At 40.6% G+C, this 23,999-nt stretch carries 32 protein-coding genes, 1 tRNA gene and 1 pseudogene; 5 read left to right on the forward strand and 29 right to left on the reverse strand.

Features of this window, described 5'->3' with window-relative positions:
• Positions 1-8: 8 nt before the first annotated feature.
• From ppa to rpsF, 13 genes and pseudogenes are all read right to left on the reverse strand, one after another.
• Positions 9-524 (reverse strand): inorganic diphosphatase, encoded by a 516-nt coding sequence (gene ppa / locus IPH70_01655; GenBank protein QQR64211.1) that lies wholly within the window; start codon positions 522-524, stop codon positions 9-11.
• 23 nt (positions 525-547) lie between these two features.
• Positions 548-2,466: pseudogene (locus IPH70_01660) on the reverse strand (DNA gyrase subunit B).
• A 128-nt stretch (positions 2,467-2,594) separates the two neighbouring features.
• On the reverse strand, positions 2,595-2,981 hold the full coding sequence (gene rplL / locus IPH70_01665) for a 50S ribosomal protein L7/L12 (GenBank protein QQR64212.1): 387 nt from the start codon (positions 2,979-2,981) through the stop codon (positions 2,595-2,597).
• A 365-nt stretch (positions 2,982-3,346) separates the two neighbouring features.
• Positions 3,347-3,592: a 50S ribosomal protein L10 gene (rplJ, locus tag IPH70_01670; GenBank protein QQR64213.1), complete on the reverse strand. Its 246-nt coding sequence runs from the start codon at positions 3,590-3,592 to the stop codon at positions 3,347-3,349.
• Between the two features lie 176 nt (positions 3,593-3,768).
• Complete coding sequence (gene rpmE, locus IPH70_01675) at positions 3,769-4,065, reverse strand: 50S ribosomal protein L31 (GenBank protein QQR64214.1); 297 nt, start codon at positions 4,063-4,065, stop codon at positions 3,769-3,771.
• 60 nt (positions 4,066-4,125) lie between these two features.
• Positions 4,126-4,572: an NUDIX hydrolase gene (locus IPH70_01680; protein QQR64215.1), complete on the reverse strand. Its 447-nt coding sequence runs from the start codon at positions 4,570-4,572 to the stop codon at positions 4,126-4,128.
• A gap of 1 nt (position 4,573) precedes the next feature.
• A complete protein-coding gene (locus tag IPH70_01685) occupies positions 4,574-5,266 on the reverse strand; it encodes a PCRF domain-containing protein (GenBank protein ID QQR64216.1) in 693 nt (230 codons plus the stop codon).
• Positions 5,267-5,353: 87 nt separating this feature from the next.
• A complete protein-coding gene (gene hisS, locus IPH70_01690) occupies positions 5,354-6,574 on the reverse strand; it encodes a histidine--tRNA ligase (protein QQR64217.1) in 1,221 nt (406 codons plus the stop codon).
• A 40-nt stretch (positions 6,575-6,614) separates the two neighbouring features.
• Entirely contained in the window at positions 6,615-7,877 is a 1,263-nt protein-coding gene (locus IPH70_01695; GenBank protein QQR64218.1) for a S41 family peptidase, read from the reverse strand.
• A 92-nt stretch (positions 7,878-7,969) separates the two neighbouring features.
• A complete protein-coding gene (locus IPH70_01700; GenBank protein ID QQR64219.1) occupies positions 7,970-8,695 on the reverse strand; it encodes a hypothetical protein in 726 nt (241 codons plus the stop codon).
• Between the two features lie 137 nt (positions 8,696-8,832).
• The gene (gene rpsR, locus IPH70_01705; protein ID QQR64220.1) at positions 8,833-9,039 is read right to left on the reverse strand and encodes a 30S ribosomal protein S18; all 207 of its coding nucleotides are present in this window, start codon (positions 9,037-9,039) and stop codon (positions 8,833-8,835) included.
• A 127-nt stretch (positions 9,040-9,166) separates the two neighbouring features.
• On the reverse strand, positions 9,167-9,676 hold the full coding sequence (ssb, locus tag IPH70_01710; protein ID QQR64221.1) for a single-stranded DNA-binding protein: 510 nt from the start codon (positions 9,674-9,676) through the stop codon (positions 9,167-9,169).
• A 1-nt stretch (position 9,677) separates the two neighbouring features.
• Positions 9,678-9,941 (reverse strand): 30S ribosomal protein S6, encoded by a 264-nt coding sequence (gene rpsF, locus IPH70_01715; protein QQR64222.1) that lies wholly within the window; start codon positions 9,939-9,941, stop codon positions 9,678-9,680.
• A 22-nt stretch (positions 9,942-9,963) separates the two neighbouring features.
• Here rpsF and IPH70_01720 point away from each other — a divergent pair, with 22 nt between their 5' ends.
• Both IPH70_01720 and IPH70_01725 read left to right on the forward strand, forming a co-directional pair.
• Entirely contained in the window at positions 9,964-11,574 is a 1,611-nt protein-coding gene (locus tag IPH70_01720) for a hypothetical protein (GenBank protein QQR64223.1), read from the forward strand.
• Positions 11,575-11,623: 49 nt separating this feature from the next.
• A complete protein-coding gene (locus IPH70_01725) occupies positions 11,624-12,427 on the forward strand; it encodes an SIMPL domain-containing protein (protein ID QQR64224.1) in 804 nt (267 codons plus the stop codon).
• Here IPH70_01725 and IPH70_01730 read toward each other — a convergent pair.
• The 7 genes from IPH70_01730 to IPH70_01760 form a co-directional block, all read right to left on the reverse strand.
• On the reverse strand, positions 12,402-13,022 hold the full coding sequence (locus tag IPH70_01730; protein QQR64225.1) for a hypothetical protein: 621 nt from the start codon (positions 13,020-13,022) through the stop codon (positions 12,402-12,404). The genes IPH70_01725 and IPH70_01730 overlap by 26 nt on opposite strands.
• Positions 13,003-13,848, reverse strand: a complete 846-nt coding sequence (gene pheA, locus IPH70_01735; GenBank protein ID QQR64226.1) for a prephenate dehydratase — start codon at positions 13,846-13,848, stop codon at positions 13,003-13,005. Before pheA ends, IPH70_01730 begins: the two co-directional genes overlap by 20 nt.
• The gene (locus IPH70_01740; GenBank protein ID QQR64227.1) at positions 13,845-14,015 is read right to left on the reverse strand and encodes a hypothetical protein; all 171 of its coding nucleotides are present in this window, start codon (positions 14,013-14,015) and stop codon (positions 13,845-13,847) included. Before IPH70_01740 ends, pheA begins: the two co-directional genes overlap by 4 nt.
• 2 nt (positions 14,016-14,017) lie before the next feature.
• On the reverse strand, positions 14,018-14,380 hold the full coding sequence (locus IPH70_01745) for a hypothetical protein (GenBank protein QQR64228.1): 363 nt from the start codon (positions 14,378-14,380) through the stop codon (positions 14,018-14,020).
• A 178-nt stretch (positions 14,381-14,558) separates the two neighbouring features.
• The gene (locus IPH70_01750) at positions 14,559-15,962 is read right to left on the reverse strand and encodes a cysteine--tRNA ligase (GenBank protein ID QQR64229.1); all 1,404 of its coding nucleotides are present in this window, start codon (positions 15,960-15,962) and stop codon (positions 14,559-14,561) included.
• Positions 15,963-15,978: 16 nt separating this feature from the next.
• Positions 15,979-16,629, reverse strand: coding sequence for a hypothetical protein (locus IPH70_01755; GenBank protein QQR64230.1), 651 nt, complete (start codon positions 16,627-16,629; stop codon positions 15,979-15,981).
• Between the two features lie 153 nt (positions 16,630-16,782).
• Positions 16,783-16,854 (reverse strand) — tRNA-Pro (locus tag IPH70_01760).
• 70 nt (positions 16,855-16,924) lie between these two features.
• Here IPH70_01760 and IPH70_01765 point away from each other — a divergent pair.
• A complete protein-coding gene (locus IPH70_01765) occupies positions 16,925-17,197 on the forward strand; it encodes a hypothetical protein (GenBank protein ID QQR64231.1) in 273 nt (90 codons plus the stop codon).
• Positions 17,198-17,233: 36 nt separating this feature from the next.
• Here IPH70_01765 and IPH70_01770 read toward each other — a convergent pair whose 3' ends face one another.
• Both IPH70_01770 and IPH70_01775 read right to left on the reverse strand, forming a co-directional pair.
• Positions 17,234-17,764: a hypothetical protein gene (locus IPH70_01770; GenBank protein ID QQR64232.1), complete on the reverse strand. Its 531-nt coding sequence runs from the start codon at positions 17,762-17,764 to the stop codon at positions 17,234-17,236.
• 8 nt (positions 17,765-17,772) lie between these two features.
• On the reverse strand, positions 17,773-18,084 hold the full coding sequence (locus IPH70_01775; GenBank protein ID QQR64233.1) for a metal-sulfur cluster assembly factor: 312 nt from the start codon (positions 18,082-18,084) through the stop codon (positions 17,773-17,775).
• A gap of 39 nt (positions 18,085-18,123) precedes the next feature.
• Between IPH70_01775 and IPH70_01780 the strand changes: the two genes are divergently transcribed.
• Together IPH70_01780 and recR are read left to right on the forward strand one after the other, a co-directional pair.
• Positions 18,124-19,845 carry a ribonuclease J gene (locus tag IPH70_01780; GenBank protein ID QQR64234.1) on the forward strand — a complete coding sequence of 574 codons (1,722 nt, stop codon included), beginning with the start codon at positions 18,124-18,126 and terminating at the stop codon, positions 19,843-19,845.
• Positions 19,846-19,970: 125 nt separating this feature from the next.
• Positions 19,971-20,600 (forward strand): recombination protein RecR, encoded by a 630-nt coding sequence (recR, locus tag IPH70_01785; GenBank protein QQR64235.1) that lies wholly within the window; start codon positions 19,971-19,973, stop codon positions 20,598-20,600.
• A gap of 128 nt (positions 20,601-20,728) precedes the next feature.
• Here the strand turns inward: recR and IPH70_01790 are convergent, their stop codons facing one another.
• From IPH70_01790 to rpsU, 7 genes are all read right to left on the reverse strand, one after another.
• The gene (locus IPH70_01790) at positions 20,729-20,977 is read right to left on the reverse strand and encodes a hypothetical protein (GenBank protein QQR64236.1); all 249 of its coding nucleotides are present in this window, start codon (positions 20,975-20,977) and stop codon (positions 20,729-20,731) included.
• A 26-nt stretch (positions 20,978-21,003) separates the two neighbouring features.
• Positions 21,004-21,921: a ribose-phosphate pyrophosphokinase gene (locus IPH70_01795; GenBank protein QQR64237.1), complete on the reverse strand. Its 918-nt coding sequence runs from the start codon at positions 21,919-21,921 to the stop codon at positions 21,004-21,006.
• Between the two features lie 129 nt (positions 21,922-22,050).
• On the reverse strand, positions 22,051-22,305 hold the full coding sequence (locus IPH70_01800) for a YbaB/EbfC family nucleoid-associated protein (protein ID QQR64238.1): 255 nt from the start codon (positions 22,303-22,305) through the stop codon (positions 22,051-22,053).
• Positions 22,298-22,501: a hypothetical protein gene (locus tag IPH70_01805; GenBank protein QQR64239.1), complete on the reverse strand. Its 204-nt coding sequence runs from the start codon at positions 22,499-22,501 to the stop codon at positions 22,298-22,300. Before IPH70_01805 ends, IPH70_01800 begins: the two co-directional genes overlap by 8 nt.
• Positions 22,502-22,623: 122 nt before the next feature.
• Positions 22,624-23,277, reverse strand: coding sequence for a DNA polymerase III subunit gamma/tau (gene dnaX / locus IPH70_01810; protein QQR64240.1), 654 nt, complete (start codon positions 23,275-23,277; stop codon positions 22,624-22,626).
• A 95-nt stretch (positions 23,278-23,372) separates the two neighbouring features.
• Positions 23,373-23,720 carry an rRNA maturation RNAse YbeY gene (locus tag IPH70_01815; GenBank protein ID QQR64241.1) on the reverse strand — a complete coding sequence of 116 codons (348 nt, stop codon included), beginning with the start codon at positions 23,718-23,720 and terminating at the stop codon, positions 23,373-23,375.
• Positions 23,714-23,920: a 30S ribosomal protein S21 gene (gene rpsU / locus IPH70_01820; GenBank protein QQR64242.1), complete on the reverse strand. Its 207-nt coding sequence runs from the start codon at positions 23,918-23,920 to the stop codon at positions 23,714-23,716. The genes IPH70_01815 and rpsU overlap by 7 nt, the downstream gene beginning before the upstream one ends.
• Positions 23,921-23,999 lie beyond the last annotated feature (79 nt).

Genomic DNA, 23,999 nt, shown 5'->3' on the forward strand with positions numbered 1-23,999 from the left:
AGGTCAATTCACTTCATAGATTTCTTAATTGCTTCGATGGCTGCATCTTTTCCTAAGAAATCTTTTGTTTTCACCCACTTATTAGGCTCAAGATCTTTGTAATGATCGAAGTAGTGTTTGATTTTTTTCTTCACGATTTCATCCAGCTGATCGACAGAATCGATATGTGCATGAAACGGGTCCGCCTTTTTTGTTGGGAGAGCAATGATTTTTGTGTCAATTCCTGCCTCATCCTCCATTTCTAGCATACCAACAACTCTTGCCTCAATTCCTACACCTGGGTGAAGGGGGCTAGGGGTAATAACAAGCACGTCAAGAGGATCGCCATCTTCGCCATGTGTGCTTGGAATAAATCCATAGTTGGCTGGGAATGCCATGGTTGTGTAAGCAAAGCGATCAACCATCACCATCTCGCTATCTTTATCGACCTCGTACTTAATGTACGATCCTTCTGGGATCTCTATAACGGCCATAATCTCACCCTTCATTGGGTCTTTTCCGGCGGAAAGTTTTGATAAATTCATATATTAAAAATTTAATTTATAACTTAAAAATCAAGATTGGCAAGCTTCGCATGCGTAACAATAAATTTCTTTCTTGGTGGGACCTCATCTCCCATTAACATAGTAAAAACATGATCTGCTTCTGTAGCATCGTCAATTGTAACCTGTTTTAGAATTCGATTGTCCGGGTTCATGGTTGTTTCCCAGAGCTGTTCGGCATTCATCTCTCCCAGACCTTTATACCTCTGAACTATAGCATTTTCACTCATTGTCTTCAAAGCAGCATCTCTCTCATCCGGAGAAAATGCATAGGCAATTTTTTTACCGGCCTGAATCTTAAAAAGTGGTGGCTGAGCGATATAAAGATGTCCCTTAAAAATAATATCAGGCAGATGTCTAAAGAAAAAGGTAAGAAGCAGAGTTCTTATGTGCTCTCCGTCAACGTCCGCATCTGTCATGATCGCGACCTTATGGTAACGAAGTTTTTGGTAGTCGATATTCTCTCCGATTCCCATTCCAAGCGCGATAACAAGATCCTTAAGCTCCTTAAAAGCAAGAACCTTGTCTAGATATGCTCGTTCTGTGTTTAGAACTTTTCCTCGTAGTGCGAGAATTGCCTGAAATTTGCGATTTCTTCCTTGTTTGGCCGTGCCACCTGCCGAGTTACCCTCTACTAAAAACAGCTCAGACTTAGCAGGATCTTTTTCGGAACAGTCAGCAAGTTTACCTGGAAGAGTAGCTCCTTCTAAGGCTCCTTTTCTCAGGACCGCATCCTTCGCCGCTTTAGCTGCCAGTCGAGCTTTTTGGGCTAGTAATATTCTTGCCACAATATCTCGAGCTACACGCGGATTTTCCTCAAAGAAAACATCAAGATGTTCTCCTACTGTCTGCTGTACCATTGTCTGTACCTCTGAGTTTCCAAGCTTAGTCTTTGTCTGACCTTCAAACTGAAGATTTGTGGAAGGCATTTTGACGTATACAATTGCTGATAGACCTTCTTTTGTGTCCTCTCCGGTAATAGCATCTTTTAGATCTTTTTCGCTAAGTATGCTCTTGGCATAGCTGTTTATAGACTTGGTTAGGGCGATTCTGAATCCTGTTAAATGAGCTCCGCCTTCAATCGTGTTGATAACGTTCACAAAGGACATAACATGTTCGTTGATTGAGTCGTTGTACTGAATAGCCACCTCAAGTTCCTTATCGTCAACCTGTCTTTTAAGATAGATTGCGTCATGAACTAGTTTTTACCTCTATTGATGTCGCGGAGCAGGGAGAGGATTCCTCCATCGAAGTAGTAGGATACTTTTTCCTTCGTTTTTTTATTTTCGACCTTGAATGATACTCTGTTGATAAGGTACGCGCGTTCCTTTACCTGTTTTTTGAAATTGCCATAATGGATCTCAACGGTTTCCTTAAAGATCTCTGGATCTGGGAGGAATGAGACTGCCGTTCCTTGGCTATATGGAAAGTTGAGCATTGACTCCTTTACCTTTTTTACTGGACCGGTAGGAACGCCTCTTTTATATTCCTGTCGATACAGCGATCCGTCTCTTTTTACCTCAACAACGAGGTGTTCCGACAAAGCGTTTACTACCGATGCTCCTACTCCGTGCAGACCTCCTGAGACTTTGTACGCAGATGTTGAGAACTTACCGCCTGCATGAAGCTTGGTCATTACTAACTCAAGTGCAGATGTTTTGTGTTTGGCGTTTATCTCAACTGGAATTCCTCGACCATCATCAAAAACAGTCAGGTAGTTATTTTCTTCGATTGTTACATAGATATTCTTGCAGAATCCAGCAAGTGACTCATCGATTGCGTTATCTAAAATTTCTTGGAGACAGTGATTTACTCCGGTCTGAGAAGTGGAACCAATATACATTCCAGGTCGTTTTCGTACTGGTTCAAGTCCCTCAAGGACTACGATCGATTCTGCGCTATATTTTGTCCCTGATGCTGCCATATGTTAGCCTTAAGTCTAGCAAAAAAATAGGCCCAAGTCTAGCCGTAATATATAAAAAAATCCCCCGAAGTTCGGGGGATTTAAAATTTCTTTTTTAGATCCCCGATCAAGCCGGGGATGGAATTAAATTACTTTAATTCCACTTTAGCACCTGCTGCTTCAAGTTTCTTTTTTGCATCTTCTGCTGGTTCCTTCTTAACATCTTTAAGAATGTCTTGAGGAGCTGATTCTGCAACCTTCTTAGCTTCCATCAATCCGAGTTGAGGATTAATTTCGCGTAGGGCTTTAATAACACCAAGTTTGTTGTCTCCTGCTGCTGTTAGAACAACGGTAAATGAGGTTTTTTCCTCAGCCGCTTCAGCTGGTGCTGCTGCTCCTGCTGGTGCTGCTACTGCTGCCATTGCGGTGACACCAAACTTTTCTTCTAAGTAAGAAGCAAGTTCTGCTACCTCAACTACAGTAAGTCCTTCGATCTGTTCTGCGATTTTTTTTGTTTTATCTGATAATTCTGCCATGTATGTGTCACCCCCAATCTTAATTTGAATTTCGAAATTCGAAATTTGAATTCAATTTAGAATTTTTAATAATCAGTTAGCTTGCTTTGCTCTTTCTTTTAATACTAGTGTTAATTTCGAAATGTTGAACTTTAGCGCATATACCAACTTGCTAGATGGAGACTTGAGTCCACCGATCAACTTGGCAATGAGCTCTTCCTTGGATGGAAGAATTGCGATCTTTTGAAGATCGTCTGCAAGATAAACGGTATTGTCTAGAAGTCCTATCTTAAAAGATAGCGTCGCATCCTTTTTAGCAAATGTGTGAAAGGACTTTAATGCCTTTGCATAGTCTTCACTAAGAGTAAGTACTGCTGTACTCTCTTTTAGTGGAAAGATTTTTGAACCAACTCATTTACCTCTTTCATAGAAGCTGCTTTTGTCTGTAGGGCTTTCTGAAGTAAGGTATTTTTTACTACTCTGATCTGAGCTTGATGCTCTTTAAGACCCTTTCGCAGTTCTTCAAGGGACTTGTGCTTTGTTTTTTCGTACTTAACAAGTGCGAAGTTTGGGGTGCTGTTGAGAAGTTCAACAAGACTGACTACCTGTGTTTTTTTTGCTTGATTTGCCATATTTATTCACTGCTTAGGAACTTTATTTTATCCCGATTAATTCGGAAACCTAAGGTCTTTGTGAAAAGCGATGCTGTATTATACCGTATCTCGTATCTCGTATCAAGCCTGCCTGTCGGCAGGCAGATATTTCGTATATTAATACGGAATACCGAATACCATATAAGTAATACGATTTAAAGATCTCCTAAGAGTTCTTTAAGCGATTTAGGTTCGTTTTCTAGTGACTTGCCCTTCTTTTTAGACTTACCTACACCAGATTTCTGCATAGATTGCGCTAGTTGCTGTTTCTTTTGGAAGCTTTCTACACGTCCTTTCGTATCAATGAATTTATGTTCACCGGTAAAGTACGGATGACATTTCGAGCACACATCAATTGAAATGCTTGGTTTCAAGGATTTGGTTTTGAAGGTGTTGCCGCAAGAACAGATAACGGTAGCTTCAATAAACTGTGGATGAATGGCTGCTTGCATGAGATCATGTAGCGCAAAACGTGTAACGAGTAGCGCAAGAAACTAATTATAGCACAAAATTCAGGCTATGTAATTCTTTTTGTATTTCAAAATTGTGTGATAGTGATCGAAGGCAAAGTCTTTTTCTGATGGTAGTTGATCAAGATCAAACCATCGAACATCTGAGACCTCCGAGTCTGCAACTCCGGACTGAGTAAGAGGTTTCATTACGTATACAAATGCTACATTTTGTCGGTCCTCTTGTGGACGGTCTGGATTATCTATAATTGTAAATAGCTTTACGACAACCGAATCATATCCGGTTTCTTCCTTCACCTCACGAACCACCGCCTGCTCTGCGGTCTCGTCACGATCGAGAAATCCTCCTGGGATGGCAAACTTACCGCCGTTAGTCAGGTGCTTCGCACGTTTTATGAGTAAGATTTTGCCGTGGTCAACAACAATGGCATCAACTACCAAATGACGTAGATTCGCTTCTCCACCATCCTCGAATTTGCAGGAAATCATCTTAGTTTAATCCAAATACCTTTTCCCATCTGCCGTTGGCAATAATGTCCTCAAGGTTATGAAAACTTTTGTTTATGCGGTGATCGGTAAGGCGATTTTGGGGAAAGTTATATGTGCGAATTTTGTCTGAGCGCTCCCCCGTTCCGATATTTTGTACGTAGGACTGAGAGACTCCTCGTTCTCGTTCTTTTTCAAGTTGATATAACTTTCCAAGAAGCAATTCCATTGCAATTTCTCTATTTTGCATCTGTTGACGTTCGGTCTGAGCTGTGACTACGAGTCCCGTTGGTTTATGGGTAAGTCGGACCGCGGTCGCAACCTTATTCACATTCTGACCACCGTGCCCACCCGCTCGGAAAAACTGCCACTCGAGCTCGCTTGGATTTATCTTGACCTCATAGGCGTTGATGTGAGGAAGGACAACGATGATGCAGGTGGAGGTATGTATTCTTCCTTTCCTTTCAGTATCAGGAACCCGTTGAACTCGATGAACTCCGGTTTCATTTTTAAATAAATTAAAAACATTTTCACCCTTTACTCTGATTACATCTTCCTCAATGTAGTTGTACTTAAATCCGTGACGTTCTGCAAAGCGGATGTAAGAAAGCAGTAGCTCCTTCATCCAAAGCTTAGATTCATCTCCTCCTACACCAGGAACTGCTTCGATAATAACAATGTTTGGATTGACGTTCATATGGATAATTTCTAAGTGCTCTAATTTCTAATTGACCTAAAGTATTTGTAATTGGGATTTGTTTAAAATAATTAGAAATTAGATTAATTAGGTCAATTTTTTTAGTAGATCATCTTTTGAAACCGTTGTTTGTTCCTTGGTTTTCATGTCTTTTAGTTTGTAAATATTTTTCTCAACCTCTTCTGGGCCGATTATTAAAACATAAGGAATGTTGTTTCTATCGGCATACTTAAGTTGCTTCTCAAGTTTTTTTTCGGTTTCTGGATAGAGCTCAACGAAGACGTTTGCCTTTCGTAGCACAGATGTGATTTCGATCGAAGCGCCCAGTGTCTTCTGGTCAAAAACCGTAACTAGAACCTTAGTAGATTTTGTTGACAGTTCTGGTAATAATTTTTTTTCTTCTAAAAACTCCTGTAGCACTATATCGGATACCGCAAATCCTACTCCAGTTATTTGGGCGGTCTTATTGAACTTGGAGATGAGGTTGTCATACCTTCCTCCACCAAGAATCGCTCTTCTAAGCTCGCCTTTATCTCTTACCTCAAAAACCAATCCAGTGTAGTAGTCTAGTCCCCGAACAGTTTTGAGGTCGACTTTGAAAAATTGATCTATTCCATAACTCTTTAAGACTGCAAATAACGAAGAGAAGTATTCATCATCTGAGATTACAACTTCTGTTTCAATTAATTTTTTGACCTCCGGAGAAATGCTCTGCTCGCCCTTATCCATACGGTCAATCTTTTGTAGCGTTTCGGTTAGCGCATATTCATTAATTCCTATTTCATCTAATTCTCGCTTCATGAAAGAGCGGGAGTTAAGAAATACCGTAAAGTCCTTTTCAGTAGCACCTAAAGATTTTAAAATATTGACCACCGCTAGAAGTACCTCTGCGTCAGATAAGACTGATGTGCTTCCGAGAAGATCGAAGTCCATCTGGCAAAACTCCCTACTTCTCCCTTTTTGTGGTGCTTCATAGCGGAAGCGAGGTCCGATATTAAAGTATCTAAGTGGAAAAATTAGTTCATTTGATTTGGCGGCGACCATGCGGGCCAATGTGGGAGTCATTTCTGGTCGCAAAATCCATTGATCGTCTTTATCACGTGGCTTAATTTGAAATGTCTGCTTCTCAAGTAGCTCTTCAGAACTTTTATCAGCATACAAAGAGACCGGTTCCACGATTGGGCCGTCATATTCTTCATATCCGAGTTGTTTTGCTACCTCTCGAACCTTAGAAAAAATATACTGCTGCTGTGCTTTTTGAGCAGGATATTGATCCTTAAATCCTCGAAGAGCTTGCTGTGATGCCATACGAGATAATTATATCACTACGGGAGAGGACTTAACGAGCTTATTGGAGGGCAATTTCAACGGCTTTGTCGAGTTGGGAGTCTGATTCTCGTGTAAGAGTATTTCCCTGAGTAACTTTATTTTCTACTATAAATTTGGGTATTATTCCTTTGCCATGTATCCAGTCCCCATTCGGAAGAATCCATTTTGCAATTGTGACATGAAGTCCTGCTCCACCTTTTACATCGAGAGCTTCCTGTACCGACCCTTTTCCAAAGGACTTTGTTCCCACAAGTTGAGCTCGTTTATGATCACGAAGCGCACCTGAAAATATCTCTGAGGCAGAGGCCGATCCTTGATTTACTAACATCGAAACCGGTATATCTAATAGTTTTCCCTCCCTCTCTACAGTATATGTGCGATTGGGATTGACCGTTGACTCTTGCTTTACCACGACCTTGCCAACAGGGAGAAACTCTGATGATAGGTAGACTGCACTGTCTAGGAAGCCTCCTGGATTGTCTCTGAGATCCACAACTAACCCACTAATAGTTTTATTATTCCATTCCTCAGCTACTTGATCGACCGCTTTGTTCCAACCTTCGTTCGTATTCTCTCCAAACTGCGTAATTTTTATAACCGCAACCTTCTTACACTCAGTTCTGCAGGAGTTGAGAGTTGTATGCGAAAGTTCGACTGCCTCAACTTTTATTTCATCGCGTATGATAGAAAAAGTTAATTCTTGAGGTGAAGGTGGTCGAACTACCGTTATTGAAACTTTAGTTCCCTTTGTGCCTCTGATCTTCGATACAGTGAACTGTAGCGTCCAGTCCTTAGCAACCTTACCATCAACTTTCTGAATATAATCACCGGCGCGAATCCCCGCCTTTTCTGCAGGTGAACCCTTGATGGGAGCAATGACTATTATTCGACCATTTTTTAGACCAAGCGACGCACCAATTCCCTCGAATCTTCCCCCAAGTTCAGACTTCATTGCCTTGTTGTCATCTGGCGTCAGAAAGTAAGTGTAAGGATCGCCAACCGACGCAACCATTCCTTTGAGAGCTCCGTAGAACATTTTTTGTGGATCAAGTAACTTCTTGTCTACATACTTTTTATTCATCATCTCCATTACTTGCCAGTACAGTTCAAAGTCAAATTTGGCTTTTTTCGCATTATCTGTGTTTATGTTTACGAGATCTAGATATTTGCCTGAGACGCTTGAGGAGGAAGAGCTGAGTTCACCCAACTTAAAACCACTGCCAAAAAGAAGAATGGCAATCGCAAGGCCAGAGATGATACTGGTGATATTTGTCTTATTCATAGTTCGAAATTTGGAATTTGAAGTCAATTTGAAAAGTTTAAAAAAATAAGAAATTTGAACTTGAATAAAAACTAAAAAATTCAATATAAAAATTACTCAACGTCGTAGAGATACATTGTACAGTTTTTTTTATCGACGATGCAATGGGTATGTTTAGATGATTTAACCTCGGCCCACGAATCCTTATCCTCTAACTCAGCTGAGTTGACACCTTCCTTCTCTGTAATATCATTTTTGGTCACAATACCTCTTACGCCAAGTACATCAAGTCTCACTGCCTCAGCAGGTCTTATTGATTCCGTAAAGACCACCTTATTTACAAGGTCTCCTTCGGTTAGATCAGATAAATGTTGCTCATCGCAGAACATAAGTTCACCACCAAAATCTCCGACTACGTCCTTTATTTTATATTTATCGGAGGATCTAACTTCAAGTAATATATCTGAGTCCTTTACCTCCTTGACGATACCGACAAAGTAACAGGATAATACATTCAAGGATTCGGAAAGTGTTTCGATAATTAATGACCCAGTCTCATGATCAATAAGTTTGATTACTCCCGATTTAGGTGATGCAATCTGTTTTATTCCGAAGGTTGATTTTTTTGTTGCGAGTATTTCATTCGCTTCCACCGTGTCCCCGACGATTTTTGCAAGGTGCATAAATATCTTATCGTTTGGTATACCAAGCTCCTCCGCTATTTCCAGACGGAAGCCTTCGCGTGCTGCAGATCGTAATAAAGGTGTTGAAAAATCAACGTTCTGCCCCGAAGTAAGCTGGAGAGTTCCTGGTACTGAAATAGTGAAGGTGATTGTCATATGATTATTATAATGGATTTAACATTTATCGTTGCTATTGCGCATTAGTTAAGACAGCGAGAGGTTGAGTTGAGGAGCGGAATAAAATATGGATGATATAAAATAAGAAATAGAAAATAAGAAATAAGAAATATTTCTTAAGCTCCGTGGTATGAGATGTATGGAAGCAGTCCTAAGAACTGAGCGTACTTAACGTGCTTAGTAAGCATTCTTTGATGACCCGCACAAATTCCTGAGATCTCGCGGGATGCAATTTTTTTTCTCGCAGATAAAAACTTCTGAAGGTTTTCAGTCTCTAGAAAATTAGGATCTGTTCCGAATTGGCAAAAAAAACATTTGTGCATATCTTGGTTAATTGCTCTAAGTGCGCTAATTATTCTAATTTCTAAATAATTCCCAAGCTTCTAATTCGAAGCGTTTTGGAAATTGGTATTTGTTTAGGTTAATTAGGTTAATTAGAAATTTGTAATTTTAAAATGGTATGTCGTCTGGATTAATAACCTCGGACTTCGAACTTGAGACTTCCTTTTCACTTACTACATCTTCCTCGTCCATCTTTGACGAGACTCCTGCTGGTTCATGTGCATGATCGGCTGTTGGTGTCACCGTTTCCTCATGTTCGTGTTCAGTCTCTCCAGCGGCCTTTGCGCTACTGAAGACAATGAAATCATCCATGATGATCTCCGTTATGCTCTTTTGCTGTCCATCTTTTGCGGTGTAACTTCTGTATGCAAGTCTTCCTTCCAGATAGACCTTCTTTCCTTTAGATAGAAGCTTACCACATAGTTCTGCAAGTTTATTCCAAGCTGTGATGCGATGAAACTGCGTATCTTCCTTTGTCTGACCTTCTGCGGTGGTCCAGGTTCTGTTTGTGGCTAAACCAAACGAACAAACAGCCGCTCCGCTTGGTGTGTACTTTACTTCAGGATCTCGAGTCAAGTTTCCTAAAAGAACAACCTTATTTATAGATCGGCTAGCCATATTAAGAAATATCTAATAATAGATATCTGATAAGAACCTCATTTAATCCTAGTTTCTTTTTGAACTCAGTGACCTTGTTTTTAGGCATTGTGATTTTCCATTGGTACAGTGATGCTTCCATCAATTTCTTAATGGGATAAGCTAAGGTTTTTTTTCCGTGTTGTTTTTCTTCTTGCACAGTTCCCTCAAGAGAAGTGATGAGAGTCTTGAGGTTTCCCAACTCTTCTTCCTGATTAAGCAAAAAAACGAAGTCGTATGCTGACATAGCAACCTATATAATAATTGGAATGAGTCGAAAAATCAAGTGGTTAGCCTTGGGATTGAGCGTAGCGCTGCTTGTCTTTACGCGCTTTGTCAACCTTTCTTGGGGATTACCTTACCCATTTCATCCAGATGAAAGAAATATCGCAGTAGCGATTCAACAGCTTCAGTGTACATTTCCTTTAGATCTAAAATCGTGTTTCAACCCACATTTTTTTGCATACGGGCAGTTTCCGATTTATTTAGGATACATTTTCGTTCATCTAAACAGACTCATTACCAAGGTTGCAGGAACAGTCCGGTTTGAGGAGGCGGTATTAGCTTTGCGTTTCATCTCCGCAGTAGCATCTGTAGCCACTGTAGCGGTTTCAATAAGAATTTTAAGAATGTTTATACGAGATACCAAATACGAAATACCGTATATATTGTTATTAATTTTCTCCCCTTCACTTATCCAATTTGCCCACTTTGGTACCACTGAGTCTTTGCTCATGTTGTTTTTTTCATGGCTTATCTTCCTATGTCTAAAGCTAGATACGGAGCGTGCTTCCGAAGGTGTAGATAGTATATATATATGGATTGGGGTGGTTACGGGTATGGCTATAGCGACCAAGGTCTCATCACTTTCTTTCTTACTACTACCTATTTACGCTGTCACATTAGGCCATGTACGACCTCGCAGGTCGTACAGGAAAGTGACGCGTTATGAAGAGTTTTGGCAGTGGTTTAATGAGCTTATTTTTGTCAGCTTTATTACCGGTGCGACCGCGATTCTACTTTCACCACATAATCTTATCTCCTGGACCGACTTTATTGGCAGTATGAAGTATGAATCGAGTGTTGCGATGGGAACGGTCCAGGTTTTTTATACAAGAACCTTTTCACACTCGGTTCCATTCCTATTTCAAGGTCTTAGCATTTTTCCCTATGCATTAGGCGTTCCTGTTTTTGCTTTATTCATAATAAGTTTCTTTGTCCTTCCTTACAGTAGGAAAAACAATTTCCTACGTTTTTCATTTTTGGCAATATTTATTCCCTGGTCCTTGGCGTATACCAAATGGACTAGATTTATGTCTCCTTTTTTTCCGCTGATGGTTATTTTCGTAGCGGTCTTCATCTCCAGACTTCCACGATGGCTTGGGTACGTACTTGTCTCGATCTGCATTTTGCCGGGGATCTTTTTTATGAATGTGTACACATCACAGGATGTGAGATTTGAGGCTTCGAAATGGATGGCTAAAAATATACCGCCCAAATCGTACATACTGCAGGAAACTGCCAACGTGGTGGATCTACCCCTTTTTCTTGAAACTTGGAACGTAGAATCCAGAACTTATAAGAACATTTCTTTCAACTTTTATGAGCTTGATGCAGATCCCAAACTACAGAATGAGCTTAAACTCCATATCAGAAAAGCAGACTACATCATAATTCCCTCTCGTAGGATTTTTATGAACCACTCTGCAAAGGATTACCCAATACTTAGTAAGTATTACTCAGATCTTTTTTCTGGAAAGCTAGGATTCAAGAAGGAAGCAGAATTTAGGACGCTGAACGATGAAGAGGCCGAGGAAACATGGACCGTTTTTGATCACCCAGTAATAAGGATTTTCAAAAGGATTAATCCCGATTCATAAGAATCGAAGATCTCGATTTAAATCGGGATATGTTGTAATATGTATATATATGAATAACACACTTTTAAAGGCGCTACTTGGAGTTTTTGTACTGCTTGTTTTAGTAAAGATTTTTAATATAGCCTATCCTATAAATATTAGAGTGGTTAATACGAGCGAGTCGGCAGAGTTTACTGTGATGGGTACGGGTAAGGTAACGGTAATTCCAGATGTTGCGGTTATTGACGCTGGAGTAACTGTTAGCAATGCTTCTTCTGCAGAAAGCGCTAAGTCCCAAATTACATCCGTTAATAATAAGATTATTACAACGGTTAAGTTACTTGGAGTTGAGAAAAAAGATATTGAGACAAGTAGCTTTAACATATATCCTGAATATTCCACTACAACAATTCAACCATTAATTCTGAAAGGTTCGGCACAACCAGCGGTGGAGTCAACGGAAGCAGTTAGAGCCAGTTCAAAGATCTCGGGTTACAACGGCAGCGTTACAATTACTATGAAGGTGAGAAATAAAGACGTCGTATCTCAGGTCATTCAAAAGGTAACTGAGGCCGGTGGGACAAATGTTTCGGGTCCCAGATTCACGATCGATGACAGGAGCATTTATCAGCAGAAAGCTAGATCTTTAGCAATTTTGGATGCAAAAGGACAGGCTCAGAAACTTGCGAAGGAACTCGGTATCAAGCTTGGTAAGGTCACGAACATGGTTGAGTCGGGAGCTGGGCCTTACTACGATTACTCAAGAGGTTTATCGGCTATGGATGCATCGGCAAAGGCGGTCGAGGCTCCTGTTTTTGAAGAGGGTTCTGACATTGTTACTTCCTCAGTCACTCTATTCTTCGAGCGGAAGTAATTTTGGTTCTTCTCCCAGATTGAAGTGCAAGGCCAACTTCTTTATGCCCATCGTGAGCGAATACATATACCGGGCACGGAACAAGAGATTCTTTGACTCGAACGAATGAAGAAAGTGCCTCATTCATTTCTCTTACTATCTGAGAGACCAATCCCTCTGCTTGAAGATGATATCGTTTATAGTAGACCTCAACAGCTTCATCTACTGTCATAACTAAGGTTGGTATTCGAGTTACTCCTCTTACGTAGCGACTTCGGTGATGGCCATCGAGCAAGGCTAGGTGATACATTTGATCCTCGACAAGTTCGCTCCAAAGAGTTTCATTGTATGGACTAAATGGTATCGCAACAGCATGAGTAGGATTCTCGTGCAATAATTTCATTTTATCCTCTTGTGTTAGGCCATTATAATGACGCTCTATTCTTCTCCTTTTTTTTACTTCATACTCCTCTATTGTCTGAATGCCATAAAGACATTTACGAGGTACTTCTATTTTTGGCACTTCAAGCCGTATAAGTGCTTCTGTAGAGGCGTTCGGATCTCGAAATTCGTAGTTCCAGCGTTGTTGCGCGACATCAACTCTCCGTTCTACCATGGGTATCTTTTTTATAAATTCCTAATATTTTGAGAAAATGCACTTCAGTCTTTAGATCTAAAAGCGTTGCGTCTACAGAACCGCGATGAGCAGGATCAAATTCAAAATCGACATAAAAAAAATACTCAAACGGATGCTTTGGAAGTGGTCGCGACTCTAACTTCGTGAGATTGATACGATGATCTGCAAATGTCTGCATAGCCCGAAACAGAGACCCGGGTTTATGAGATGTAGAGAATATGAGCGAAGCCTTATTAGTCTGGTAAATATCGATCTCATGGTCCTTTCTGGTTAGTATAAAAAATCGAGTCCAGTTATTTTGATCATCTCCAATGTTCTTCTTCAGAATATCTAGGCCATATATCTGCGCAGCATCTAGACTTGCTATTGCTGCAAGGGATTTGTCCCCTGAATTCGAGATCATTTCCGCAGCTCCAGCCGTATCGTAGGACACAACCTCTTCAATCTCTGGATGCGATTCGAAGAATAGATTACATTGTTCAAGGGCTTTTGGATGAGAGTACGCCTTCTTGATCATTTCGGCAGTACTACCACGTATTCCAAGAAGGTTATGATGGATCTGTAATTTATACTCTGCGATTATTTTAAGATCGTAATGAAATAAATGGTCGTAGTTCTCATAAACGGATCCAGCTAGTGTATTCTCAATAGGAACAATGCCAAAGTCGGCTCTACCATTTTTGACTTCCTCAAAAATATCCTTAAAGTGATGCGTACCAATGAAAGTATTCTTACTTCCAAAATAATTGACTCCGGTTGTATGACTATATGCTCCCGCAGCTCCTTGGTAAATTATTTTTTTCACTCTGTGACGGCTTTATAATCGATAAGCGGTATTTCTCTTCCGTTTATAGAAATGCTATCCGGTTTGGGAGGCTGCGGAATTGGGAATCCATCATCGTCTCTGGGAATTAAAAGAGGAGATACTTTCGTTTTCCACTCAGGTTGTTTATGTTCACTTTTTTCTACCATATTCAACTTTGCCTGTAACCAGGACGACCCTCTTTGTCGTAAATTATTACCTTGTCGAAATATCTCACTCCACGTTCTTCCCAGCCCATATAGACAATCCCAGGTTTAAAAGGATGTGCAAAAAATTGGGGCTGCACTCCCTTACGAGTTTTAAGATGCTTGGGAACATCATGTGGGCTTACAGCCCTAGTTTTTTTAAGAATTTTGCGCAGTTTAGCGTCGGCTTCTGGACCTGGGGTCATGTGGGCGTAGCCCAAGAAAGAATTCATAACGTTTGACGAGCAAACTACATCAAATTGTCTTATTCTCTCACCTTGAGTATTGGGATGCTCGGGATGGTGTCTAGCTATTTCTGAGATACTCATAAAAAAATATTAATCAATAAAAAAACCCGCCTGTTCGGCGGGAAACTTAAACAGGTTTTTCTCTATTAACCCTTAGTTCCCGCCATCAGGCGAGATGAGTAAGGAATCCAATAAATGAAAAACGTTGATTTGTCATTGAGATCATATTATATACAATTTAGAGTTATTATCAATCTGACTATTTTTTCTTCACTTTAGTTCCTTCTTTTCCATCTTCAACAAGGTATCCCATTGAGTCGATCTGCTTTCGTAGTTCATCGGATTTTGCAAAGTCTTTATCTTGTTTTGCTTTCTCCCTTTGTGTTACTTTATCTTGAACTTCTTGTGGAACGATTTCTTCAGAAACATTACGAAGCTGCAGTCCAAGGACTTCATCAAACTCATATAGTAGATCAAGTTTGTCCTCTGAAGGAATATTCGATTTGAGCATTGACCACACAGTCGCAACAGCTTGAGGTGTTTGTAGGTCGTTTTCTAGAGAATTCTTAAACTGCGAGCGATACTCATCTACCTGTTTTAACTTATCCTCAGATAGAGTCTGTCTTCTCGTCTGGTTTCGTAGCACTTGAACTTGCTCCTGAAGTTTTTTTAGCGCTATTTGTGCCGCGTTAACCGAATCCCAAGTGAAGTTCATTTCTTGGCGATAATGGGTCTGTAAAAATAAGACACGTAGAGCTAAGGGATTTACGCTATGTTTATGCACATCCTCGATTGTGTAAAAGTTATTTAGCGATTTGCTCATCTTCGTACCGTCAACGAGTAAAAACGCATTATGAATCCAAATCTTTACAAATGGTTTTCCTGTAGCCGCTTCTGACTGAGCAATCTCATTTTCATGATGCACGGCAATATGATCAATTCCTCCAGTGTGAATGTCGATAGTCTCTCCTAGATACTTCATACTCATTGCAGAGCACTCTATGTGCCAACCGGGGAAACCTTTCCCATACGGAGAGTCCCAGTTCATTTCATGGTCTTTAAATCGTCCCACGCATTTGAACCATAGCGCAAAGTCGGCTGGATGTTTTTTTTCTGGATCTATGTTAACTTCATCTCTTGCTTTTTGTATTTTATCTTCAAGTTTTTGTCTTGAGAGTTTTCCGTAGTTAGGGAATTTTGAAATGTCAAAATACACAGCTTCTTTCGTTTCATATGTAAATCCTTTCTGTTTCAATTCTTTAATTAATTGAAGCATATCCTCTATATGATCGGTGGCTTTACATGTGTTGGTTGCGGAAAGTACGTTAAGCGCAGTCATTGTCTGAAAGAAGTTGTCCGCATAGAAATTTGCCACCTCCCATACAGTTTTTCCAGATTTCTTAGCGCCTTTTTCCAGCTTATCCTCGCCCTCATCGGTGTCCCCTGTTAGATGTCCGACATCTGTAACATTCATAACGTGATTTACTTTATATCCCGCATAGATCAGAGCTCTTTTCAATGTGTCGTTATTTACGTAAGTTCGCATGTGACCAATGTGTGTAAAGTCATATACGGTAGGGCCACAGGTATAGAGAGTAATGAAGGGTGGATTAAGGGGAGTGAGTTCTTCGATTGATTTGCTGAGGGTATTGTAGAGTTTCATTATTTACATTGTATCATTACGCGTGCGGAGCATGTGGGTGTAGGGCTTCATGGAAGTGGTGTCTTGCGAGTTGCTTGGCGTATTGATGTACATGATGAGTTGTTATCGGAACTGGCTGAAGAATTACTCCTTCGGGCTTTTTGCCCTCATGAAGAACGGAACGGTGAACGTCTTGTGGAAACATTACAACAACCTCAGCTCCATGAAAAATTTCTGGATGACGATGTCGAAGATTATTTACAAGTCCGACTTTTCTTTGCATATATTTAACTAGCTCATTGTCTTTCCCTTGAGCTGAGTACTCTAATATTTTTTTTACTTTGCCATCTTTACCAAAAAGCAGACCGTCAGGAACGTACGCCTGAGCGAGAGTAACCTGCAGCCGTATTTGTCTCAACGACATTTCGGGATAGAGTAAGGAAAAGTAGTCAATTGTTTCTTGGGGACTCAGGAGACGATCATGTGATGAAACGTTTGGTAGCAAGCCAACAAAAGCAAGCTCTTCAAACAGACATCCGGTAAAGCTTTCCATGAAATCGCGAGCAGAGTCCGGAGTATAGGTTTGGAGTAGACCTTGTACACGATCGATAAACGGTAAGAAATATGGAGAGCTTTCGAAAGGATTAATAAATCCTGGTAGTTGATCGATTCTCTCTCCTTCTTTCATTAATGTTTGTGTGCATTATAGGAGTAGTAGAAAATATAATGCAAGTGGACAATTTCAAGCGACGAGTCGAAGGGTCGGGGTGCCGGGAATTGTCCCGATGATAGTTTTCATACGGGATCCCGCACGAATGAAATTCGTCGGGAAACCCTTGAGTCGGGGTGGTGGGAATTGAACCCACTGCCACTCGGTCCCGAACCGAGCATTCTACCGATGAACTACACCCCGTGAATGGCTATATTTTACTTTATAGTTTGATTAAGAGCCACGGATGTTGTATAATGGCGTCTTAATTAATATGATAAAAGCTGAAACTATTTTAAGAGGTTTGGCCGCAGTAACGGCAAGTGTGGTCGTGGGATCTGCCGTCGCACCTGAGGGCACAACGGAGGTTTTGGAGGGAGTTGTCCATACGGTTGTGGATAGAACGCACGATATGACCGACTGGCTTGTTGATCTACCAAGCAAATTAAGTGGAGCTGAAAATGGTTCTGAGGGTGGAATGCGATCTCCTAGTGCTCCAACGTTGAACACTATCTACGTTCGTCCAGGATTGAGTCAAACCGCTTAATGCATTCCGAGTCTGACTCGGCTACGTTAACATTGCTCAGTGCTTGCCACTACCGCGCATTTCAGCATAATTCTCAGAAATTGCGTTTGAAGTTCTCTTTTTCTTTTTTGCGAAGAGGCCTCCTCTCGCCTCTTTTCCTTGTGGAGCGTCTGAGTTTTGTCTGGCGGCTAATCTTCTTTTTATATCTTCTTGCTTTTGCTGCTCTTCAGTTTCTTTTTCTTGTTGTTCCGCTTGTGCTTCACGTTTAATAGCTTTATCCTCATCTCCTTTTACTCTATAAAACAAACGACTCCTGAGTTCTCTCAGTTTTTTTTGGTCATCCGTCTCCTTTACCTGACTTAACGTAGCAACATCATGTTCGCCCTTTACTTTTTCAACGTTAAGAGGAGTATGATCTGTTGAAGGTTGTTTTTCAGTTGATCCCACTGACTCGATCTGCGGAGTTGCCGAGGCGTTAAGTGCCTCTAGAGGATTGAAGGTTCTCAGGGTATCTGTCACCGCTCTCTTGGGAATTTCCCCCAGTGTCTCAAGCGTATCCATAACTCTTGATATTTTTTGTTTTTTCATACCGTTAATTAGATAATACCCAACTTTGCCTTTGCTTTCTCGGACATCTTTTCCATGGTCCATGGAGGATCGAAGGTGAGCATAATCTTAACATTGGAAAGACCGATCGTATGAAGCTTATTATATATCTCCTGCTCTATAAGGGAATAAAGCGGGCAGCCGATTGTTGTTAGCGTCATCGTAATAACTACCACACCTTTATTTACCTCAACCTTGTAAACAAGACCAAGGTCTACGATAGAGATATTGAGCTCTGGGTCGTTTACTTCTTTAAGTTTCTTCATTATTACTGGTTTAGTTGGAATTGTTTTTTTCGGCATGCTATATTATAGCAGTGAGGGTTGTGATAAAATAATTTCATGGATTCGGCAAACTCACCACAAGTGTCTTCAACTAACTCACCTCGAATGGACTCTACATACAAACTTCGATTCGTTTCTTTAGGTGGCATCATAGGCGTTACAAAAAACATGTATCTGTACGAGCTCTATAGAGGCGAGGAGCTGCAAGACATAGTGATAGTTGACTGTGGTATTGGATTTCCACAGGATAAGGCTCTTGGAGTAGACTTCGTAATTCCAGACATTTCATACCTGAAAGATAAGTTGGGAAAAATTAGAGCGATTTTATTGAGTCATGGTCATGAGGATCATATCTCTGCTCTACCCTACTACTATACCGACTTAGGCGAACCCCCAATGTACGCGAGCAAATTAACCTCAGCCTTTATCAAAAATAAATTTAAGGAAACTGGTCAGGAACCAAAAATTAATTTGGTTGATTTTGACCAAAGGTATAAATTTGGAGGCATTACAGCAGAGTTTGTAAGAATGACTCACTCAATTCCAGACACGACACATATTCTTCTTCGAACACCAGCGGGAAATATTTATCATGGAAGCGATTTTAAACTTGATCTAACTCCACCATATGGTTCACCGCCTGATTTTTACAAAATAACTCAGTTTGGACATGAGGGCGCGATGTGCTTGATGTCCGACTGTCTTGGAAGTGATCGAGAGGGGCTTACACTGTCTGAAAATATAGTTGGACAGACTTTTGAGGATCAGATGAGAAAGACGAAGGGTAAGTTCATCATGAGTACCTTCTCCTCAAACATCTCAAGAATCAGGCAGTGCGTAGAAGCGGCCAAAAAATTCAATCGAAAGGTTGCTTTTATGGGGCGTTCAATGCGTGATAACACCGCTATGGCCGCAGAGATCGGATATCTTCCAGAGCTAAGAGATCTACTTATTAAAGATGATCAGGTAATGAGATTAGCTCCTAATAAAGTCTGTTTAATAGTTGCAGGGTCACAAGGACAGTACAACTCGGCTCTTGCAAAGCTCGCATCAAAACAACACAAATTTATACAGGTTAAGCCAGGAGATGCGGTGGTTTTCTCGTCAGATCCAATTCCAGGAAATGAGAATGAAGTCTATGGAATAATTGAAGACTTGGTTTTGCTTGGAGCAGACGTCATTTATCCAGACGTACAGGAGCAGTTGCATGCTTCAGGACACGGTAATCAGGAAGACATTAAGTTTCTTGCGAGATTTGTTGATCCTAAGTATTTCATCCCAATTGGGGGTACGATCAGACATCAGAGAGGGTATCAAAATCTTATCTCCGATATGGGCTATAAAAAAGAAAACATCCTTCTACTAGATGAGGGTGACACTGTAATTTTTGAAAAAGGTATCGCGAGAAAAGGACAAAATATCCCAACAAAAACAATCTATGTAGATGCCTACGGAGTCGGAGATGTTGGAAGTGTCATACTGCGAGATAGACAGATAATCTCAACGGATGGCATGGTAGTTGCACTGGTTCTTTTGGATAAGAATAATCAGCTTCTTACAAAGCCAAGCATTATTAGTCGTGGATTCGTTTTCGAAAAACGTGAAGAGCAATTAATGAATGAAGCCACAACAATGATAGAAGCTGTACTTAAATCAAAGGAAGGTCTGTCTCCAAGCTCGAGCAATCTTAAAAAAGAGATTGCGGACAAGCTTGAGCAATTGTTTTTAGAGTCAAAAGGTCGTAAGCCACTCGTTGTTGTGGAAGTTATACAGGTTTAAAAGTTACGAAGGTTGAAGGTTGGAAGGTTTGTTTGAGGGTTGTGTGAGTTATCCAGTTAACGGGTTAACAAATTAACAAACTTTTTAAACCTTTTAACTTTCCAAACCAGTAAACTTAAAAAATTATGGCCGGTCTACCATCTAATCTCAAACATATTGCATACTTTCTTCAGAGACTCCCAGGTATTGGCGAGAAGACAGCAAATCGATTGGCCTTCTATTTTTTACGTCTTCCGCAACAGGAGCTAAAAGAGTTGAGCGAAAATATTCTTCAGTTGAAGGAAAAGACTAAACTCTGCGTTGATTGCAAGAACCTTACGGAGTTTGATCGCTGTTCAATCTGTGAAAATCCCCAGCGTGATAAAACTCAGATCACTGTAGTTGAGGACGTTCTCGATCTTCTTTCTTTTGAGACTGGAAATATTTACAACGGAGTTTATCATGTACTCCACGGTAAGATTGATCCTTTAAATAACATTGGTCCGGACGATCTACACATTGATACACTTTTTGAGCGGGTAAAAGGAGTAGATATTACCGAGGTAGTTCTAGCGACCAACCTTGATATGGAGGGTGAGGCGACCTCAATGTATATTAAAGAAAAACTTAAGCTCGAGAATGCTAAACGGAAGACGCTCAAGCACAAAGAATTTAAAGTAACGCGGTTGGCTTACGGCCTACCAATGGGATCAAATCTTGAGTACGCAGACTACATGACCCTCAAACGCGCCCTTGAAGGACGAAACGAATATTGATTCGAATCAAGAAGCAAGTATCAAGTATTCGGTATAACGTATTTAGTATTAGGAAAAGAAGTTAATCAGCTTATGAGGTTTCTTCGTTTTTTTCCTATGTTTGAAAAACCTCAGAAACCAAATTGGTATCAACTCTTCCTTGTGAGAAATTGCGCTTTATCATCTTTACTGTCTGCTACCTTTCCGCTAATAAATGCCGCTACAGGTGATGCACCAGTAGCTAGCGTAGAAATAATATATAGACCAAGATTGCCAACAACATAAGAGCCAATAGAAGCGGCAGTGCTTAAAGCGAATAACCCTAAAAACAAGTGTGCCCTCTTTTCATTGCAGTTTGCTTCGTAAGTTAGTCTCTCGGGATTTTTTTCTTTTGGCATGGAGCGATTCTATAAGATCGACGCTTTTATTTCAAGGCTTTGGCGATGACGGAGGCGATGGAGACCTCGCGTAGCTTAGGGAAGTTTTGAGCTGGCTTCAGCGGAATTGTGTTGGTGGTGTAGAATGCGGTCAGATTTGAGTTCTGAATTCTTCCTGGTGCGTGAACAGAAAAATCATGGTGCGTGATTGCGGCGTATACTTCCTTTGCTCCCCTATCAAGACAGAGTTCGGCAGCATGAAGAAGAGTTCCCCCTGAGGTTACAATATCGTCAATTAAGATAGCGGTTTTACCTTTTACGTCTCCGAAGATATCAAGCGCCGTGCTTTGATGTTTATGATCTTGGTCGCGTTTTTTCTCGATTATGACCAAGTCAAAGTCCTCAGATCCAAACAACGCTTTTCCGAACGTTCGCGCTCTCTCAATGCCTCCCTGATCAGGCGAAACTACTGCGATTGTTTCTTTGGAAATGTCTTTGTGGTCTTTTCTAATTTGTTCAGCCATTGCGGTAAGACCGGTGAGGTGCACGAACGGCACTGAAAAAACACCCATCAACCCCTCGTCATGAAGGTCAAATGTAACGACGCGACTGAAGCCAACATGTTCCAACATATCAATGACAACATGTGCAGAAACTGCCTCACCCTTTCTATGTTGGATGTTTTGTCTAGCGTATCCGAAGTATGGAATAATTGCGGTTATGTCTTTTGCCCCTTCTCTTTTAAGAGCATCGCAGAAAAAGAACAGCTGCATGAGGGAGTGGTTGGTTGGGTTAGAGGTAGGTTGAATAATAGCAACGGGTTTGTTCTCAACATTTTCTAAGATCCGTACGCGTACCTCAGAGTTATCAAAGCGAATAATCTCTGTTTTACCAAGTTTTATTTTAAGTAGTTGAGCAACTTCTTTGGAGAGTTTGGGATGGGCAGTTCCTGAAAATAGGATCATAAATTTCTAAGTGCTCTAATTATTCTAATTCCTGTCTGCCAACAGGCAGGTCTAAAAAAAACCAAACCCCATTTAAATTTGATTATTGAGCGTTGTTTAGTTTAATTAGGAATTAGTAAATAGGTTAATTTATTCCTTATCGTCTTGACTCATACTCATTAATGTTCGTGCAGCCTGTTCCTGAGTTTTTTTTACGGCCTCATTTATGGCATCGGTAATCCGGTTGTCTTTTTCTCCATCAACTTGGATCTCCTTAATCTTCTGATCGCCTCTCATCGTTACAGTAATTCCATTTTTTTCAATCGTAACTTCCTGCTTCTGAAGTTCTTGTTGCATTTTTTGGAGTTTATGGATGTCTCCAAGTCCTTTTAGTGGGTTAAACATGAGTATTATTATAGAACTCTGAAATTGCAATCTCAAGGGGTAATGCTTCTATTGGTGAGTACTGAATGGTTCTATGCGCCTCAGTCAATAGCTTTATCAGATTCGTAATCTGAGATATAGTTAGCTCAGATTTTATTGGTTCGGAGTCTGGTTTTATTCCATGCTTGGAAAGCATCAAAGAATGGAGATCCTTCAAGGAAGCTTCTATAAGATGTTTTATATTGCCACCCTCATTTGAAAAACGTTGAATCCATGCCAGTGTCTGTGGAAGTTGTGATGTCTGAATAACATCGATAAGATTCTTAGTACTAAACAGCCCTAAATATTCCCTAGCCTCTTGACGACCAGTTTTTTTTGAATGACAAGATCCTCAAACAATTTTGCGGCGTCTCGGAAGGAATAATCCGCGTTTTGTGCGACTAGTGCAAGTAGGTCTTTATCAACGCTCATTTTTTCGTGCTTCGCAATTCGCTCAAGCATCGTAATGATATCTTCCTGTTTAGCTCTTCCGAAGTTCACAATGGAACATCTTGAAATGATGGTTTTAGGCACCTTTTCGAGATTAGTAGTGGCAAGAATAAATATTGCGGTTGCTGGTGGTTCTTCGAGAGTCTTCAAGAGGGCATTGTAAGCTTCGTTCGTAATCATGTGCGCCTCGTCGATAATAAAGATGCGGTAGGCGCTAGACATTGGCAAATAGGAGGCTTCCTTTATAATGCTTTTTACCTCCTCAATGCCTCGATTGGAGGCCGCGTCCATCTCGACGATATCTGAGGAAAAATTCTCACCTTCCGATTTATTGAGCGCTTTTGCTACGATGCGTGCAACGGAGGTTTTGCCGGTACCTTTTTGTCCGACAAAAAGAAAAGCATGGGGAACATTCTTTGTGGAAAGGAGTTTTGCGATTGTATCGCGAACATTCGAGTTATCTATCTCGTCTAGAGTTTGTGGTCGATACTTTAAATAAAACATGAATGTAGTCTACCGTCTATAAAGTCAAAAGTCTATAAGGTCTGTAAGACAACATTATAACTGACTTTATGTACCTTACGGACTTTCGACTGAATTTACTTCAGTAAATTCCTAACTCCATGTTCGACCAGTTCGGTCATAAGGTCATCAACTCGCTTATTTCTCTCAGCGGCAAGAAGAATTGCCTGAGGGTAACAGATAAAGACCTCACCAATAAACTCCTTCTCTGGATTCGAGTTGTCTCGAATGGGAAAGGAAAGCACGGGAAGCGCAACATCCTCATGTTTATAAGTAGAGCTTATCGACTTCATCTTGGTTTTCCCTATAAAAACAAGATTCAGATGTTTTGATGATGCGGTATTTTCCAACAAAACACGCTCGACCGTACCTTTGAGTCGAGTTCTGTTGATGCGATATCTCGATGACGTAATTATGTTTACCATTTAATCATTTTGAGAGGACGCTTTTTGCTGAATCTCTTTTTGAGTCGCTCTTTTTCATGCTCTTTCTTTTGTAAAGAAGGCTTCTTGTAATACTGTCTTTTTCGAACCTCTTCAACAACGTTTTCCTCAAAGAAAGTCTTTGAAAATTTGCGGAACATTGAGTCTTTTGTTTCTCCTTTTCGTTTTGATACTACTACCATATTAAACACCGTCCTTTCAATGAGTCATCCTGAGCCCGCCGAAGGATCTAGCGAAGCGCTGCGTTCCGCTTCCGCGGAA

Source organism: Candidatus Roizmanbacteria bacterium, from assembly GCA_016699265.1.
Lineage (GTDB): Bacteria > Patescibacteriota > Microgenomatia > UBA1406 > GWC2-37-13 > CAZLQR01.

Excerpts from the sequence above, each read along its gene's own strand:
- IPH70_01695 (QQR64218.1), bottom strand. The coding sequence starts at position 7,877 with ATGAATAAGACAAATATCACCAGTATCATCTCTGGCCTTGCGATTGCC.
- hisS (QQR64217.1), bottom strand. The coding sequence starts at position 6,574 with ATGGCATCACAGCAAGCTCTTCGAGGATTTAAGGATCAATATCCTGCT.
- rpsR (QQR64220.1), bottom strand. The coding sequence starts at position 9,039 with ATGCACAAATGTTTTTTTTGCCAATTCGGAACAGATCCTAATTTTCTA.
- IPH70_01755 (QQR64230.1), bottom strand. The coding sequence starts at position 16,629 with ATGAAAGAAGGAGAGAGAATCGATCAACTACCAGGATTTATTAATCCT.
- IPH70_01790 (QQR64236.1), bottom strand. The coding sequence starts at position 20,977 with ATGCCAAAAGAAAAAAATCCCGAGAGACTAACTTACGAAGCAAACTGC.
- IPH70_01765 (QQR64231.1), top strand. The coding sequence starts at position 16,925 with ATGATAAAAGCTGAAACTATTTTAAGAGGTTTGGCCGCAGTAACGGCA.
- rplJ (QQR64213.1), bottom strand. The coding sequence starts at position 3,592 with ATGGCAAATCAAGCAAAAAAAACACAGGTAGTCAGTCTTGTTGAACTT.
- ppa (QQR64211.1), bottom strand. The coding sequence starts at position 524 with ATGAATTTATCAAAACTTTCCGCCGGAAAAGACCCAATGAAGGGTGAG.
- IPH70_01795 (QQR64237.1), bottom strand. The coding sequence starts at position 21,921 with ATGATCCTATTTTCAGGAACTGCCCATCCCAAACTCTCCAAAGAAGTT.
- IPH70_01750 (QQR64229.1), bottom strand. The coding sequence starts at position 15,962 with ATGAAACTCTACAATACCCTCAGCAAATCAATCGAAGAACTCACTCCC.
- IPH70_01685 (QQR64216.1), bottom strand. The coding sequence starts at position 5,266 with ATGAACGTCAATCCAAACATTGTTATTATCGAAGCAGTTCCTGGTGTA.
- IPH70_01725 (QQR64224.1), top strand. The coding sequence starts at position 11,624 with ATGAATAACACACTTTTAAAGGCGCTACTTGGAGTTTTTGTACTGCTT.
- IPH70_01720 (QQR64223.1), top strand. The coding sequence starts at position 9,964 with ATGAGTCGAAAAATCAAGTGGTTAGCCTTGGGATTGAGCGTAGCGCTG.
- dnaX (QQR64240.1), bottom strand. The coding sequence starts at position 23,277 with ATGTTTTATTTAAAGTATCGACCACAAACTCTAGACGAGATAGATAAC.
- IPH70_01815 (QQR64241.1), bottom strand. The coding sequence starts at position 23,720 with ATGGTAAACATAATTACGTCATCGAGATATCGCATCAACAGAACTCGA.
- IPH70_01680 (QQR64215.1), bottom strand. The coding sequence starts at position 4,572 with ATGATTTCCTGCAAATTCGAGGATGGTGGAGAAGCGAATCTACGTCAT.
- IPH70_01775 (QQR64233.1), bottom strand. The coding sequence starts at position 18,084 with ATGCCGAAAAAAACAATTCCAACTAAACCAGTAATAATGAAGAAACTT.
- rplL (QQR64212.1), bottom strand. The coding sequence starts at position 2,981 with ATGGCAGAATTATCAGATAAAACAAAAAAAATCGCAGAACAGATCGAA.
- IPH70_01770 (QQR64232.1), bottom strand. The coding sequence starts at position 17,764 with ATGAAAAAACAAAAAATATCAAGAGTTATGGATACGCTTGAGACACTG.
- IPH70_01745 (QQR64228.1), bottom strand. The coding sequence starts at position 14,380 with ATGAGTATCTCAGAAATAGCTAGACACCATCCCGAGCATCCCAATACT.
- IPH70_01700 (QQR64219.1), bottom strand. The coding sequence starts at position 8,695 with ATGACAATCACCTTCACTATTTCAGTACCAGGAACTCTCCAGCTTACT.
- rpsF (QQR64222.1), bottom strand. The coding sequence starts at position 9,941 with ATGTCAGCATACGACTTCGTTTTTTTGCTTAATCAGGAAGAAGAGTTG.
- rpmE (QQR64214.1), bottom strand. The coding sequence starts at position 4,065 with ATGCAAGCAGCCATTCATCCACAGTTTATTGAAGCTACCGTTATCTGT.
- IPH70_01800 (QQR64238.1), bottom strand. The coding sequence starts at position 22,305 with ATGTTTAACCCACTAAAAGGACTTGGAGACATCCATAAACTCCAAAAA.
- ssb (QQR64221.1), bottom strand. The coding sequence starts at position 9,676 with ATGGCTAGCCGATCTATAAATAAGGTTGTTCTTTTAGGAAACTTGACT.
- recR (QQR64235.1), top strand. The coding sequence starts at position 19,971 with ATGGCCGGTCTACCATCTAATCTCAAACATATTGCATACTTTCTTCAG.
- rpsU (QQR64242.1), bottom strand. The coding sequence starts at position 23,920 with ATGGTAGTAGTATCAAAACGAAAAGGAGAAACAAAAGACTCAATGTTC.
- IPH70_01730 (QQR64225.1), bottom strand. The coding sequence starts at position 13,022 with ATGGTAGAACGGAGAGTTGATGTCGCGCAACAACGCTGGAACTACGAA.
- IPH70_01740 (QQR64227.1), bottom strand. The coding sequence starts at position 14,015 with ATGGTAGAAAAAAGTGAACATAAACAACCTGAGTGGAAAACGAAAGTA.
- IPH70_01780 (QQR64234.1), top strand. The coding sequence starts at position 18,124 with ATGGATTCGGCAAACTCACCACAAGTGTCTTCAACTAACTCACCTCGA.